Genomic DNA, 14,826 nt, shown 5'->3' with positions numbered 1-14,826 from the left:
GAGAGCACAGCGCACAAGAAATCGTTACGGCGCCTACTCGCCGCGATTGGATAAGCTTGGCGGTTCTTTCCGTCGGGCTGGGTGTCATTGTTCTAGATGGCACTATCGTCGGCGTGGCATTGCCCTCGATCATCACTGACCTGCAGCTTAACCTGACGCAGGCGCAGTGGGTCAATAGACTCTATGCGGTGCTATTAGCTGCGCTGCTGCTGTCAACGGGCAAGATCGCTGATACCTGGGGACGCAAGCGCGCCTTCCTCATCGGCTTGACAATATTTGTGGCAGGCAGCGTATTGGCGGGATTTTCTACCTCCGCCGCCACGCTGATCTCCGCGTGCGCAGTACAGGAAATCGGTGCTGCGTTCATCATGTCGTCCGTGCTTTCGACCGTTAATGCCGTGTTTCGCGGCAAGTACCGCGCCGCAGCCTTTGGTGGGCGGAGCGCGGTGATTTCCGGCGAAGCAGCGGTCGGACCGCTTGCCGGTGGCGCTCGCGATTTCGGCTGTGGGGTTCGCGCTGTTTATTCGGTGGGAAAAGCACCGCGAGCGGGGTCAACGCTCGGCGCTGTTGAACCTTGGATTGTTTTCTTATTCCACGTTCTCGTGGGGCAATATCACCGCAGGCGCGGTAGCAATCGGTGAGCTCGCCATCATTTTCGTGCTGCCGCTGTACCTGATTAATGCATTGGATCTAAGCACGATGTCGGCGGACCTTTTGCTGGCCGCCATGGCAATCGGTGCATTCTTCTCCGGTGCGGCAGCCCGCCACGTCGCGGCCCGGTTCGGGGCGCCTGGCACCGTGCTCATCGGGCTCGGCTTGGAAGTCGTCGGTGTCCTAATCCTCGTCCTGCTTATGGGGCCGGACACGAATGGTTGGATCATCGCCGCCCCGCTGACCCTATACGGTTTAGGGCTTGGGTTCGCCTCCGCGCAGCTGACCGGCACGGTGCTGCGGGATATTCCCGTCGATGACTCCGGGCAAGCCTCCGCATCACAGAGCACCGTGCGCCAGATTGGTTCCTCACTGGGCACCGCCGTATCCGGTTCGGTCTTATCGGCCGCCCTAGCGCTCACACTGCCGAAGGCGCTTGACGATGCCGCAATCACCGGGCCCGGCGCCGACAGCATTGCCGAAGCTATCCGTCAATCCGCAGGTGTCAGATGCGAGTTTTTGGTACCGGTGTTCTGGGGACTCGGTACTGCCGTGTTCTGGGTAGTTGGTACCGGGGCGGCCCGACTGAGTCGGCCCGGCTTTTGCTCTATTTGTCCGGTCCTATTGGGGATGTAGCTTTGCGCATGTCAAAGTCTCCTATGCGGATTCGGTAGCCGTTGTTGAGACGGCTTACGAGTGAGGGCCTGACCCCCGGAAAATGGACACGTCGGGGGTTAGGCCCCACCCCAATGTATGTGCGATCTGCGTATAGCTAGCACCGTCAAGGCATATCGTAAGAATTTGTTTGAAGTTAGCCACAACAATGAGCTTCTTTCCAAGTAGAAGTTGATGTGACACCAACGAATCGTGGTGTCGCCAACATCAACTATGAAAGAAAACCCTTGCAGTACCAGGTACGCGCAACCCTGGCACCAACTACGCGGACTCACGGTACCAACTACCCCAAATCGACACGCAGGCTCGAGCATCGCGCAATTGCGCGAGCAAGGTGGAAATGGCCCATTCGGTGAACAGACTGGGGCAGTGGTGCAGGCCTTAAGCGAAGGCATGACCAACCCCGCGCAGTGGTCGCTCGTGGCCGCTACCGCATTCCTTGCGCTGGGCTTTGTTGGTGCACTTCGAGTGCGCCGTGCTGTAGCACAAAACAGCAACAAAACAGAGGATAAAGCCCCTGCGGGGCAGTAAGGGCTTACGGTTTAGAGAACTGCAGTGACCTCATAACCCTTCTCAGTGAGCAACTGGGACACTGCTTCAAATGTCGCCCTATCGCTATCCGGATTGTAGGTTTCGGGATCCAAAGCGATATGCGCGAATTCTCCTTCGTAGCGCACAGTAATGAACTCGTAGCCGGCTTGGTCTTGGGCATCATCGATAAGCGCCTGCACGTCAGAAGTATCGCGGTCAGGAGTAGCCGTGGACGCATGTCCTTGGTGTTGGGCTGCAGGGGAAGCTTCTGTGGTTGGAGTGCTGGGTCCGGTTAAACCAGTGCCTGCAGCCAATAGCCCAGCAAGAATAGTGGTAATCATCTGAGTACCTTTCTGTACGGCGTATGGTGTGTGTGAGCGTGGTGCAAAACACCCGCCAACCTGCAAAATTAACGGTGGTAATTTTAGCTTAGTTCTGAATTAGCTCAAGAATAGGCCGACGAGGGGTGCGTTTGTCATCCCGGCTTCTTCTGGTGCAGCGCCCTTGATTGATCGTGGGGCCAAGCAGTCATCATTACTCATTTTCGGGCCCCTGAGCCGAGCTTTTCGTTGAAATTATCCCAGTTGGTGCATGCACCTGAGGAGGCCCGTGCGTATACAGCGCTAGTTGATGGGTTTCGTTAGGTCGCAACGGTTCATCGGAGAAATCCCCGGAAACGACCATCGAAAATAGGTCTCCGCCAACGTTTTGGGCTAGCTTTTTGAATTTGTGTTTATCCGTCAGGTGTGCAACCGCGATTGCTGATCCTTGCGCATGGATACCCGCGATTGACACAAATGTTTGCCGGGAACCTGGCCGCCGTGGCGCACGTGCTACATACGCCGTGTCGCTTTCCGTTTCACCGTGGTCAAGTAGTGACTGGAACTCCTGGGAGCCTTGCCTTTCGCTGATCTTCCAATGTCCTTCGCTTTCGTGAAAGCGAAGGGAAGGATCGTGGTCCATTGCTTTCGCGACTAGGGAAGAATTTTTGGGTCCGCAGATAACGACCAATCCTTCGGTGGACAGATCGATGGAGCCGTCTGGATTGACGTAATCGAATGTCACATCCATCTTTGCCGCTTTCAAAAACTCTGCCAGAAGGGAAGCTGCTACAAAATCAGGCTCCGCAATAACCCTCCGCTTTTCCAAGAGCCGCATGGGAATGACGATCGTGATATTGGAGGCGCCGAAGAACTTCTGCACCCTCTTGCGAGAACTAAAACGCGTGAGCCACTGATAACCCGCGGTAGCAATTGAGGAAAGCGCAATAAAGTGGGATAACCAAGTTAGACCAACGTTAGCTGTCGCGAATCCAATCATTTCACTCGGTCATACGTGGTCGGAAGATTTACTGTGATTACGGTAGCATCATCAATTTTCCCAGATTGTGGGAGTAATGCTTCAGTCATTTCTGCAAGCTTATATGGGAGACCCTCAGCTTGACGGGCCTGTGAAAAAAGTACGGATGGTTTAGCGAGCCCTATAAACCCGTCGGTTCCTAGAATGACTGGGTACTGGGCATTCTTGATGCGTCCCTGTAGAGCATGACATGCCGCATTTGGTTCCGTTTCGGCTACCCAGAACCCTCCTGTGGTGTTGCGCAGCTTAGACTCGGCTTCAACAAGAGCGAGATGAGCCTTTTCAATTTCACCTTGGGCAGAGCCTGCTTTTAAAAGCTCACGGTATCGTTGCCGTTCCACAACGGCGCATTCTTGTAGGCGCGTGTCTTGGAGCAATTTGATGTCAGAATCTGCATCCGCAAAAACGATTCCAGCATCGCCAAGGACGAGGTAATCGAAATCTTTTTCATTGAATCGGCACAGCGCTACGGTCGCACTTGCACGAACGTTTTCAGTCTGTGCTGTCGCAGAGATGGATGCTGCGAGGATGGTAGCTAAAGAAGCATGAGGATTGTTAGCGGCACAATTTTTGAGTTGGGTATTGAGAGCATTGACAAAGCTAACGACCTCGTCAGAGATGGTTTTGGGATTCGAAGCTCCATCGATGACCCAAACTAAATTTTTATAGCTACCCCACGAATCTTCGTTTGTTGCATGGCTATTTCCTTTTTGGGAATGCGCGGTGATTTCCACACTGGGAAAGGATGTACTCATAGGGTCATTTCTCCAAAATTGGGACCACGCATTGAAGCAAATTGTCTACCCCGGCGGGGTGCAGACCGGCCTGACACCATGGTTTAAAGAGTCGATACCAATAGTGTTGGTTACCTTAAAGCAGATCGCTTCGTGCCCCAGAGAAGATTCGAACTTCCGACACCGGCTTTAGGAGAGCCGTGCTCTATCCCCTGAGCTACTGGGGCGGGGATGTTGCGTATGCAACTCGGATCATCATAGCAGTGGGGCGCGAGTGCGCCCCAAAAGGCTGCGTGCGCGGCCGTTTGTGTGGGTGGGCGAGTAGCCCGGGTCGGGCTCGCAGCCTTAGCTATGAGGTTTAGGCGCCTGCCAGTTCTTCCTGCTTATTGCGCACGGAGGATGCAGGCGGGTTGGTCTCGTGGGTGCCGTCGGAGTACAAGACGGTGGGGATAATGCGGTTGCCGTCGTTGACGGACTTGATCCACTCGTTGATGTCGTCGGCGTTATCGCCTTCTACGTCCACGAGCTCGTATGGGGTTTCGGTGCGGTCCAAGTTCTTAATGAGCTTGGCACAAAATGGACACCAGTCGGCGTAGAAGATGGTGACATCGGCATTGGTTTTGGGTGCTTGTACAGTCATTAGGCTGCGTCCTTTCTATCGTAAGTTAAAAAGCGGTACTTCATGGGTAGCTCGCTGGCCGGCTGCTCGGGAAGCTCTAAATGCCCTTTGTCAGAGGTGAGCCAATCCGTGCTGTAGGCCAAGCCAAACGTATCGGGGATATCCGGGGCAAAGACGGCATCCTCGCCATAGATATCGCCGATGTTTACGCCCATGAGAGTGACCTCGATGCGGTCCACCTGGTCCAGGGCGGCGGTGTAGATTTGGCCACCGCCGATGACCCAGGCATCGGCAAGCGCGGGCATCGTCCTGCCCACCGTAGCACCAGTTGACCACGTGCCGGGCGCGCGCGAGGAGAGCACGTAATTCTCCCGGCCGGGCAGGGGACGGAACTTGGGGTTGAGGGACTCCCAGGTCTTGCGGCCCATGATCACCGGCGCGCCCATGGTGACGTCCTTGAAGTGCTTGAGATCTTCCGGCACATGCCAGGGCATCTGCGCGCCATCGCCGATGATGCCGTCCAGGGACTGCGCCCAGATCGCGCCGAGCATTAGACCGACACCTGCGCCTTGATGGCCGGGTGCGGGTCGTAGCCCTGCACCTCAAAATCGGCGAAGTCATAGGAGAAGAGGTCCTTCGCCTTGTTGAGTTTGAGCTGCGGGTATTCGCGCGGCTCGCGGGAAAGCTGCTCTTGGACTTGCTCCACGTGGTTGTTGTAGATGTGGCAATCGCCGCCGGTCCAGATGAGATCGCCCACCTTGAGGCCGGCCTGCTGGGCAAACATGTGGGTCAGCGCCGCATAGGAGGCGATATTAAAGGGCACGCCCAAGAACATATCCGCCGAGCGCTGGTAGACCTGCAACGACAGCGTGTCATTGGCCACGTAGAGCTGGAAGAGCAGGTGGCAGGGCATAAGTGCCATCTGGTCGAGCTCCGATACATTCCATGCAGAGACCAAGTTGCGGCGCGAATCCGGGTTATTCTTCAGGGTGTCAAGCGCCTGTTGGATTTGGTCGATGTGGCTCCCATCCGGGGTGGGCCAAGAGCGCCACTGCACGCCGTAGACCGGGCCCAAATCGCCATTCTCATCGGCCCACTCGTTCCAGATGCGCACGTTATTATCCTGCAGGAATTTCACATTGGAATCGCCGCGCAGGAACCACAGCAGCTCGCCGATGACCCCGCGGAAGTAGACCTTCTTTGTGGTTAGCAGCGGGAAGGATTCTGCCAGGTTATAGCGCAGCTGCGCGCCGAAAATGGAGCGCGTTCCGGTGCCGGTGCGATCGCCTTTGGCCGTGCCTTCTTCGAGGACGCGGCGGAGGAGATCCTCATAAGGAGTCTCAGTCATAGGCACCAGTTTAGAAGCCGCCATTCTCCTCGGCAAAGGCCGCGGCGTGCTCTAGAATCTCGTCTTTCAGCTCGGGGCGGCAGATGAGCAGATCGGGGATGAAGGTGTCCTCATTATTGAAGGTGATGGGGCTGCCATCGAGGCGGGAACAATGCAAGCCGGCTGCCAAGGCAACGCCTACTGGGGCGGCTTGATCCCATTCGTATTGGCCGCCGGCGTGAATATAACCGTCATAATCACCAAGCAGCACGTGCATGGCCTTAGCGCCGGCGGAGCCGACGCCCTCGGTTTCGTAGCCCATCTGTTCTGCGATATAGCCGGCCACCTTGGGCGGGCGGTTGCGGGAGATGACGAATTTCTTAGACAGTGGGCCGTCGACGGCGCGCACATCGGAGGACTTGAAGGTTACGCCGTAGTCTGGCAGTCCCACCGCGGCGTGGACTGGGGTGCCGTCCTCAACGAGGGCGATGTGTACCGCCCAGTCCTGGCGGCCGGTGGCAAATTCCTTGGTGCCGTCAAGTGGGTCCACGATCCAGACGCGCTTCTTTTTTAGCCGGGCGAGATCATCGGAGGCCTCTTCAGAAAGCACGCCATCGCCGGGCCGGTGCTGTTCTAATACGCGGGCGATCCATTCTTGGGCGGCGTCATCGCCGGCATCGCCAAGCGAAAGGCCCCGCAGCAGGCCACCATTGCGCACCCCCTTTAAAATCTCGCCGCAGCCTTGGGCGAGCGAATTGGTCAGGCGGGAATCAGAAATCTCGACGGTCATGGTGCCCACATTACAACGGGGACTAGAGTGTGGTCATGCCAGAAAACATCCTCGAGCGCTTTCGCCCCCAAGTGGCGCAGTGGTTCCAGGACGTTTTTGCCGCTCCCACCGCGGTACAAGCCCAGGCCTGGGACAAGATTTCCCGCGGGGATCACGCCCTGATGGTTGCCCCCACTGGTTCTGGTAAGACGCTCGCGGCGTTTTTATGGGCGCTGAATAACCTGGTGGAACGCGAAGGCCAATTGGCCCTGCCGGTAGGCAATGCTTCCGGCTCCGCTACCGGGGTGCGGGTGCTGTATATCTCGCCGCTCAAAGCGCTGGGCGTGGACGTGGAAAATAACTTGCGGGCCCCGCTGACCGGCATAGCGCGCACCGCGGAAAAGCTGGGGTTGGAGGTGCCGAATATTTCCGTGGGCGTGCGCTCGGGCGATACGCCCTCGGCAGAGCGCTCCCGGCAGGTGCGCAAGCCGCCGGATATCCTCATTACCACCCCGGAATCGGCGTATTTGATGCTGACGTCAAAGGCGGCGGGGATTTTGAAAACCGTCGATACCGTCATCATCGATGAAATCCACGCGCTGGCCGGCACCAAGCGCGGCGCGCACCTCGCCCTGACGCTGGAGCGCCTACAAGAAATTGCGGGCGATGTTCAGCGCATTGGGCTTTCCGCCACGGTGCGCCCGCTTTCGGCCGTCTCGGATTTCTTAGGCGGCAATCGCCCGGTGGAAATTGTGGCGCCGGAGGCCCACAAGAAGTGGGACCTGGACGTGCGCGTCCCGGTAGAGGATATGTCGGATCTTCCCACGCCGGAGGCGGGCTCGACCATTGGGGAGCTCACCGTCGATGATGCCATCGGCATTACCGGCGGGCCGGAAGGCAGCGGCGACGGCGGGGAAGAATTCGGCATGGAGAACTTCGGCGGGGAAGAAGACACCGCGCTGCCCACCGCGAACTCCATCTGGCCGTTTATTACCCAGGATCTCTACGCGGACATCATGGCGCATCGCTCCACGCTGGTCTTTGTGAATTCGCGGCGCAGCGCCGAGCGCCTGACCAGCCGGCTTAACGAGCTATACGCTCAGGAATATGATCCGGATTCGCTCTCGCCGGAAACCCGGCGCGATCCCGCCCAGCTGATGGCGCACTCGCATGTTGCGGGCAAGGCGCCGGCGGTCATCGCGCGGGCCCACCACGGCTCGGTGTCCAAGGATGAGCGCGCCATGACGGAAACGATGCTGAAGGAAGGAACGCTGAAAGCCGTGGTGGCCACGAGCTCGCTGGAGCTGGGCATCGACATGGGCGCGGTGGATTTGGTGGTGCAGGTGGAATCGCCGCCCTCGGTGGCCTCGGGCCTGCAGCGCGTGGGCCGCGCCGGGCACCATGTGGGCGCGGTCTCGCACGGCGCGTTTTATCCCAAGCACCGCGCGGACCTGGTGCAGTCCACGCTGACGGTCGCCCGCATGCGCGGCGGCATGATCGAGAAGATGCATACCCCGCGCAACCCGCTGGACGTGCTTGCGCAGCAGACCGTGGCGGCGGTGGCCGCGGCGGGCGAGGAGGGCTTAAGCGCGGATGACTGGTATGACATCGTCAAGCGCAGCCATCCCTACCGCGAGCTGGCCCGCGAGGTTTATGATTCCGTCATCGATCTGGTCAGCGGCGTCTACCCGTCCACGGATTTTGCGGAGCTGAAACCCCGCGTGGTCTATGACCGCGTCTCCGGCGTGATGACCCCGCGGCCGGGGGCGCAGCGCGTGGCCGTGACCAGCGGCGGCACCATCCCGGATAGGGGAATGTTCGGCGTCTTCCTCTATAGCGGTGGCGAATCCGGCAAGGCCCCGCGGCGAGTGGGCGAGCTTGATGAAGAGATGGTTTATGAATCCCGCGTGGGCGATGTCTTCACCCTGGGCGCGACCAGCTGGCGCATCGAGGAGATCACCCGCGATCAAGTTCTGGTCACGCCCGCGCCGGGGCATACGGGCCGGCTGCCGTTTTGGAATGGCGATGGCGCCGGGCGCCCCTATGAGCTGGGCCAGGCTTTGGGCGAGTACCGCCGCGAGGTAAATACGGACCCGGGCATTTTCGCGGATGCCGATGAGAATGCCCGCAGCAATATCTTGTCCTACCTGCGCGAACAGCAGGAGGCCACCGGGATTATTCCGGATGAAAAGACGCTCGTGCTCGAGCGTTTCAAGGATGAGCTGGGGGACTGGCGCGTGGTCCTGCACACGCCCTTTGGCCGGCCGGTCAACTCCGCCTGGGCCCTGGCAGTGGGCGCGCGGGTGGGGGAGCGCACCGGCATGGACCCGCAGGCGGTGGCCGGCGATGATGGCATCGTGCTGCGCCTGCCCGAGGGTGAGGCCGATCCCGATGGCACGATTTTTGCCTTTGACGCCGACGATATTGCCGATGTCGTGGCCGAGCAGGTGGGCAATTCCGCCCTTTTTGCCTCCCGTTTCCGCGAGTGCGCGGCCCGCGCGCTGCTCTTGCCCCGCCGCAATCCCGGCAAGCGCGCCCCGCTATGGCAGCAGCGCCAGCGCGCCGAGCAGCTCTTGGATGTCGCCCGCAAGTACCCGTCCTTTCCCATTATTTTGGAAACGGTGCGCGAGTGCGTCCAGGACGTCTACGATGTGCCGGCGCTGCAGGAGGTCATGCGCGATCTGGGGCACCGCCGCGTGCGCATCGCGGAGGTCACCACGGATCAGCCCTCACCCTTTGCCTCCTCGCTGCTGTTTAATTACACCGGCGCCTTCATGTACGAGGGCGATTCCCCGCTGGCGGAAAAGCGGGCGGCGGCCCTCGCCCTTGACCCGGCGCTCTTGGCCAAGCTACTGGGCACGGTGGAGCTGCGCGAGCTTCTGGATCCCGCGATCATCGACGAGGTCCATACTCAGCTGCAACGCACCGCACCCTCGCGCCGGGCGCGCACCACCGAGGAGGTTGCGGATCTCCTGCGCATGCTGGGCCCCATCCCGGTCGAGGAGCTGGGCGAGCATACCGACGTTCCCTTTACCGCCCTGGATAGCCTAGGCACGCGTATAATGCGGGTGCGCATCGGCGGGCGCGAGCACCTTGCCCAGTCCCAGGACGCGGCGCTGCTTCGCGATGCCCTCGGCGTCCCCATTCCTCCCGGCATCCCCGCCCAGGTCGCCACGCTTGCCGATGCCCTCCCACAGCTCGTCAGCCGCTGGGCGCGCACCCGCGGCCCGTTCGTGCTCGCGGACCTAACCGCCGCCTTCGGCATTTCCGTATCCGCAGCACACACCACCCTGGCCGGCCTGGATTCGATTGTGGAGGGCCACTACCGGCAGGGAATAGAGGAGCAAGAGTACTGCGCCGCCGAGGTACTAAAGACCATTCGCTCGCGCTCGCTTGCAGCCGCGCGCGCGGATACCGAGCCGGTCTCTGGCGCCGCCTTCGCCCGCTTCCTCCCGGAATGGCACGGCATCGCGCCTGCCGGGAAGCGTCCGGCACTCCGCGGTGCCGATGGCGTATTCTCCGCTATCGAGCAGCTCGCCGGGGTGCGCCTGCCGGCTTCTGCATGGGAATCCATTATTCTGCCTGCCCGCGTGGGGGATTTTTCGCCTCGCATGCTGGATGAACTGACCGCCAATGGTGAGGTGATGATCCTCGGTGCCGGAAAGGCCGGTGCCGCCGACCCCTGGGTGATGCTGCTGCCCACCGATTACGCCGCCCAGCTCGCCCCTGAAACCGATCCGGAGGGCGTGAGCATGCTGCAGCGGGCCATTTTAAGCGTGCTCGAGCGCGGCGGCGGCTTCCTCTTTTCCGATATTGCCGCCGAGGTCCCTGGTACCGCCGAGGAAACCCGCGAGGCCCTCTGGGGGCTGGTGGAAATGGGGCTGGCCAGCCCGGATTCCTTCGCGCCCATCCGCACGCGCTTATCGTCAGGCGGGCGCGGTGCCTCCCGCGCTGGCCGCGGTGCTACCGCCCACCGCTCCAAGCGGCGCCCCACGCGCTCGCGGCTGCGCATGGGCCGCACCTCGTTCGCCCAGACCCAGAACGCCACTGGCGGCGCCGGCCAGACCCCACCCGATATGCTCGGCCGCTGGTCGCTGGCGGTGCCCGCCGCCCAGGACGCCACCTCGCGCTCTGTGGCGCACGGCGAGGCCTGGCTGGATCGCTACGGTGTGGTCACCCGCGGTTCCGTGGTGGCAGAGGACGTCCTCGGCGGCTTCGCGCTGGCCTATAAGGTCCTGTCCGGCTTTGAGGAATCCGGCAAGGCCATGCGCGGCTATGTCATCGAAGATCTCGGTGCCGCGCAATTTTCCACCCCGGCCATTATCGATCGCCTGCGCGGCCTGGCGGATTCCCCCGATGTCACCGGCTGGCCGTCCGGCACCACCGATCCAGAGACCTTCGTGCTCGCCGCCGTGGATCCCGCCAACCCCTACGGCGCGGCGCTGCCGTGGCCGCAGCGCGATGATGCGGGTGGCAAAGCTCCCGGCGGGCCCGCCCGCTCCGCCGGAGCACTGGTCGTGCTCTGCGATGGCCTCCCCATTGCCCACCTCACCCGCGGCGGCAAGACCCTGACCACGTTCATCGACGCCCTGCCCGATGGAATCGAGACCACCGACGTCTACGCCCGGCTCCTTTCCGCGCTCACAGAACTCATCGCCGCCGGGCACATGTCGCCGCTGGTGATTGAAAAGTGCAATGGCAACCCCATCCATCACACCCCGACCGCTAGCATCCTGCGCTCGCTGGGCGCCGGAATCACCCCTAAGGGCGTGCGCATTGCCGGTCGCGCCGCGCCGCCGCGCGTCCCGCGCCACGGGGCGCAGGGTAGTTCACCCGACGACTCGCGGGGTGGCCTTCGCGGGGGCCGACGTGCCTCTGAGGCCATCGAGGAGCTCAGCTTCGATGATCCGCCCCCGCCTCCGCCACCCCGCAACTCCGGTGGTTTCCGCCCGCGCGGCGGGTACCGTCGCTAGCGCTACGCGCCCGCAGGTGTATTTTGGTGGGGCCACAGTGTCTGAGGCCCACGGAAGGAGGCCAGCCCCCATGCCCGAAGGCGATTCCGTCCTACAACTTTCGCGTCGCCTGCAGTTTATGACTGGGCGCGAGGTTACCGGCTGTTCCGTGCGCGTGCCGCAGCACGCCACCGTAAACCTCACCGGCACCATCTGCGAGCGCGTGTGGCCCTATGGCAAGCACCTCTTCATGCAATTCGATCAGACCATCGTGCACACCCACCTAAAGATGGAGGGCACCTGGGCCATCCACTACGCCGGCGACCGCTGGCGCAAGCCCGGCCATAGCGCGCGCATCGTGCTGCAATTGGCCCATTCACCGCGCGATATTGAACTCGTGGGCCACTGGCTGGGTTTTGTCGATATCTTCGACGCGGATCAGTACTTTAGCCGCATCAACCACCTTGGACCGGATATCTTGGACCCCGACTGGGACCGCGAGGAAGCGGTGCGCCGTTTGCGCGCGCGACCCGAGCGCAGCATCGGCACGGCGCTTTTGGACCAGAAGGTCGTGGCGGGCATTGGCAATGAATACCGCGCCGAAATCTGCTTCCTCGCCGGCGTTCACCCGGCCACCTCGGTGGCAGAGGTGGATGTGGAACAGGTACTGGACATCGGCAAGCGCATTATGTGGGCCAACCGGAACTCGCCCATCCGCGTGACCACCGGTGTGCGCCGCGCCGGGGAGACCACCTATGTCTTTGGGCGCAACCGCAAGCGCTGTCGGCGCTGCGGCACCATTATTCAGAAAGATTCCCTGGGCGGCGTTGACCGCGGCGGGGATGAGGGAGAATTAGAGCGCATCATCTGGTTCTGCCCGCACTGCCAGCCGCTCTAAGGTTCCTTTACGCTTTTCGCGCTAAGCTAGCGGGCATGCGATCACTACTAAATCTCGTATTTAATATCATCTGGTTACTCTCCGGCGGCATCGTTCTTGCGCTGGGCTACTTTCTCTTCGGCATCATCGCCTGCATCTTCATCGTGACGATTCCGGCGGGCGTGGCCTCGTTCCGCATGGGCCAGTTCGCGCTGTGGCCGTTCGGCCGCTCCGTGGTGGAGCCCCGCAAGGGCACCGGCGGGATGTCTGCCATCTCCAATGTCATCTGGTTCGTCATTGCAGGCCTGTGGCTGTCCATTGGCCACGTCGTTACCGCCGTCATCCAGGCGATTACCATCATCGGTATCCCCGTTGCCTGGGCCAATCTCAAGATGATTCCAGTGACCTGCTTCCCGTTCGGCCGCAAGGTCGTCAGCTCGAAGAAAATCCCGGCCGGCTGGCAGCCCATGGTGAAGCTGTAAATTCACCAAGCCTGAGAGCGCCTAGCCCGAAGCGACATGTTGCTTCGCGGCTGGGCGCTTTAGCGATCTGTGGTGCTTAGGCACGAAAGTGTCCACAACAACCGCGTTTGTCTGAATTTGCGGGCAGATTTTTTAAGAACGCGGTTGTTGTGGACACCTTTACGCTAGAGCCCGAGGCGCGGGGCGCATGACTCGGGCGCGGGCCGGAGCTAACGGTTGGCGCGGTACCAGCCGATGAGCTTATCGGTGGACTGGTCGCCGGAATCTACCTCTTGGCTGCCGGAGACGGCAGGGGCCAAATCATTGGCCTGTTGCTTGCCCTGCTCCACGCCCCATTGGTCGAAGGAGTTGATATCCCAGATGATGCCTTGGGTAAAGACGATGTGCTCGTAGAGCGCGATGAGCGCGCCCAGGGTGGAGGGGGTAAGCTCCTCGGCCATAATCGTGGTGGTGGGCCGGTTGCCCGGCATTACCTTGTGCGGCACGAGGTCTTCCTCAACGCCCTCGGCGGCGATTTCTTCGGCCGTCTTGCCAAAGGCCAGCACTTTGGTTTGGGCGAAGAAATTGCCCATGAGCAGGTCATGCATCGAGCCGGTGCCGTCTGCGGTGGGGAAGTCTTCCTTGGGGCGGGCAAAGCCGATGAAGTCCGCCGGGATGAGGCGTGTTCCCTGGTGCATGAGCTGGTAGAAGGCGTGCTGGCCATTGGTGCCCGGCTCGCCCCAGTAGATTTCGCCGGTCTGTCCAGTGGTGACCGCGGTGCCATCGCGGCGCACGGACTTGCCATTGGATTCCATGGTTAGCTGTTGCAGGTAGGCCGGGAAGCGGCCGAGGTCCTGCGAGTACGGCAGGACGGCGTGGGTTTGAGCGCCAAAGAAATTGGTGTACCAGATGCCCAGCAGGCCCATGAGTACGGGCACATTGCGCTCTAGCGGGGCGGTGCGGAAGTGCTCATCCATGGCGTGGAGGCCTTCCAAAAAGCGCATGAAATCCATCGGGCCAATGGTGCACATCAAGGACAGGCCAATGGCGGAATCGAGGGAGTAGCGCCCGCCCACCCAATTCCAGAACGGGAACATGTTGTCCGTATTGATGCCGAATTTTTCCACCTGCTCCGCATTGGTAGATACGGCCACGAAGTGCTTGGCTACGGCGGATTCATCGCCATTGAATTGCTCGATGAGCCAGCGGCGGGCCGCGTGGGCATTGGTCAGGGTTTCCTGGGTGGTAAAGGTCTTGGAGGAGACGATAAAGAGGGTGGAGCCGGCATCGAGCCCATCCAAGGTGGCGGCCATATCGGCGGGATCCACGTTGGAGACGAACTCCGCGGAAATGCCGGCTACTTCATAGGAACGCAGGGCCTGTGCGGCCATGGCGGGGCCGAGATCGGAACCGCCAATGCCGATATTGACCACCTTTTTAATGGTGTGGCCGGTATGCCCCAACCAGGAACCGGAGCGCAGGGCGGTGGCGAAATCGCGCATGCGGCCCAAAACCTCGTGGACATCGGCGGCGACATCTTGGCCATCGACGTGCAAGTCATCTTCTACCGGCAGGCGCAAGGCAGTGTGCAGGACGGCGCGATCCTCAGTGTTGTTGAGGTGCTCGCCTGCAAACATGGCATCGCGGCGGCCTTCCACGTCGGCGGCGCGGGCTACCTCAACCAAGTGCTGGAGGACGTCTTCATCGATGAGGTTTTTGGATAAATCCACGTGCAGGCCGGCGGCGTCGAAGGTGTAGTTCTCGGCGCGGTTTGCATCTGCGGCGAAGAGTTCGCGCAGGCGCAGGTCCTGCTTTTCTTCATAAACCTTGACCAGGTCTTTCCACTGGGACGATGCGGTGATATCCATGGC

The 14,826-nt window shown here is 61.1% G+C and carries 12 protein-coding genes, 1 tRNA gene and 1 pseudogene; 5 read left to right on the top strand and 9 right to left on the bottom strand.

Features of this window, described 5'->3' with window-relative positions:
- Positions 1 to 113 precede the first annotated feature (113 nt).
- Together MHX65_RS11540 and MHX65_RS05675 are read left to right on the top strand one after the other, a co-directional pair.
- Positions 114 to 1,287 (top strand): annotated as a pseudogene (locus tag MHX65_RS11540) (MFS transporter).
- 360 nt (positions 1,288 to 1,647) lie between these two features.
- The gene (locus MHX65_RS05675) at positions 1,648 to 1,857 is read left to right on the top strand and encodes a hypothetical protein (protein ID WP_239269213.1); all 210 of its coding nucleotides are present in this window, start codon (positions 1,648 to 1,650) and stop codon (positions 1,855 to 1,857) included.
- Positions 1,858 to 1,868: 11 nt separating this feature from the next.
- Here the strand turns inward: MHX65_RS05675 and MHX65_RS05670 are convergent, their stop codons facing one another.
- From MHX65_RS05670 to MHX65_RS05635, 8 genes are all read right to left on the bottom strand, one after another.
- Positions 1,869 to 2,198 carry a malonyl-CoA-ACP transacylase gene (locus MHX65_RS05670; RefSeq protein WP_239269212.1) on the bottom strand — a complete coding sequence of 110 codons (330 nt, stop codon included), beginning with the start codon at positions 2,196 to 2,198 and terminating at the stop codon, positions 1,869 to 1,871.
- Positions 2,199 to 2,391: 193 nt separating this feature from the next.
- Complete coding sequence (locus MHX65_RS05665) at positions 2,392 to 3,177, bottom strand: hypothetical protein (protein WP_239269211.1); 786 nt, start codon at positions 3,175 to 3,177, stop codon at positions 2,392 to 2,394.
- On the bottom strand, positions 3,174 to 3,971 hold the full coding sequence (locus MHX65_RS05660; RefSeq protein WP_239269210.1) for a protein phosphatase 2C domain-containing protein: 798 nt from the start codon (positions 3,969 to 3,971) through the stop codon (positions 3,174 to 3,176). Before MHX65_RS05660 ends, MHX65_RS05665 begins: the two co-directional genes overlap by 4 nt.
- 133 nt (positions 3,972 to 4,104) lie before the next feature.
- A tRNA-Arg gene (locus MHX65_RS05655) sits at positions 4,105 to 4,177 on the bottom strand.
- 131 nt (positions 4,178 to 4,308) lie between these two features.
- Positions 4,309 to 4,590: a glutaredoxin domain-containing protein gene (locus MHX65_RS05650; protein WP_239269209.1), complete on the bottom strand. Its 282-nt coding sequence runs from the start codon at positions 4,588 to 4,590 to the stop codon at positions 4,309 to 4,311.
- Positions 4,590 to 5,120, bottom strand: a complete 531-nt coding sequence (locus MHX65_RS05645; RefSeq protein ID WP_023017603.1) for a dihydrofolate reductase — start codon at positions 5,118 to 5,120, stop codon at positions 4,590 to 4,592. Before MHX65_RS05645 ends, MHX65_RS05650 begins: the two co-directional genes overlap by 1 nt.
- Entirely contained in the window at positions 5,120 to 5,926 is an 807-nt protein-coding gene (locus MHX65_RS05640; protein WP_239269242.1) for a thymidylate synthase, read from the bottom strand. Before MHX65_RS05640 ends, MHX65_RS05645 begins: the two co-directional genes overlap by 1 nt.
- A 1-nt stretch (position 5,927) precedes the next feature.
- Entirely contained in the window at positions 5,928 to 6,686 is a 759-nt protein-coding gene (locus MHX65_RS05635) for a 3'(2'),5'-bisphosphate nucleotidase CysQ (protein WP_239269208.1), read from the bottom strand.
- A 35-nt stretch (positions 6,687 to 6,721) separates the two neighbouring features.
- On the opposite strand from MHX65_RS05635, the gene MHX65_RS05630 reads away from it, so the two are divergent.
- The 3 genes from MHX65_RS05630 (at position 6,722) to MHX65_RS05620 (ending at position 12,976) form a co-directional block, all read left to right on the top strand.
- Positions 6,722 to 11,638 (top strand): DEAD/DEAH box helicase, encoded by a 4,917-nt coding sequence (locus MHX65_RS05630; RefSeq protein ID WP_239269207.1) that lies wholly within the window; start codon positions 6,722 to 6,724, stop codon positions 11,636 to 11,638.
- Between the two features lie 70 nt (positions 11,639 to 11,708).
- On the top strand, positions 11,709 to 12,515 hold the full coding sequence (locus MHX65_RS05625; protein ID WP_239269206.1) for a DNA-formamidopyrimidine glycosylase family protein: 807 nt from the start codon (positions 11,709 to 11,711) through the stop codon (positions 12,513 to 12,515).
- Between the two features lie 35 nt (positions 12,516 to 12,550).
- Positions 12,551 to 12,976, top strand: coding sequence for a YccF domain-containing protein (locus MHX65_RS05620; RefSeq protein WP_239269205.1), 426 nt, complete (start codon positions 12,551 to 12,553; stop codon positions 12,974 to 12,976).
- A gap of 209 nt (positions 12,977 to 13,185) precedes the next feature.
- Here the strand turns inward: MHX65_RS05620 and pgi are convergent, their stop codons facing one another.
- Entirely contained in the window at positions 13,186 to 14,823 is a 1,638-nt protein-coding gene (gene pgi, locus MHX65_RS05615; protein ID WP_239269204.1) for a glucose-6-phosphate isomerase, read from the bottom strand.
- Between the last annotated feature and the right edge of the window lie 3 nt (positions 14,824 to 14,826).

Source organism: Corynebacterium sp. ACRPS (assembly GCF_022346005.1).
GTDB lineage: Bacteria > Actinomycetota > Actinomycetes > Mycobacteriales > Mycobacteriaceae > Corynebacterium.
The sequence above is the reverse complement of the archived record's forward strand: the minus strand, read 5'-3'. Positions and strand labels throughout refer to the sequence as shown.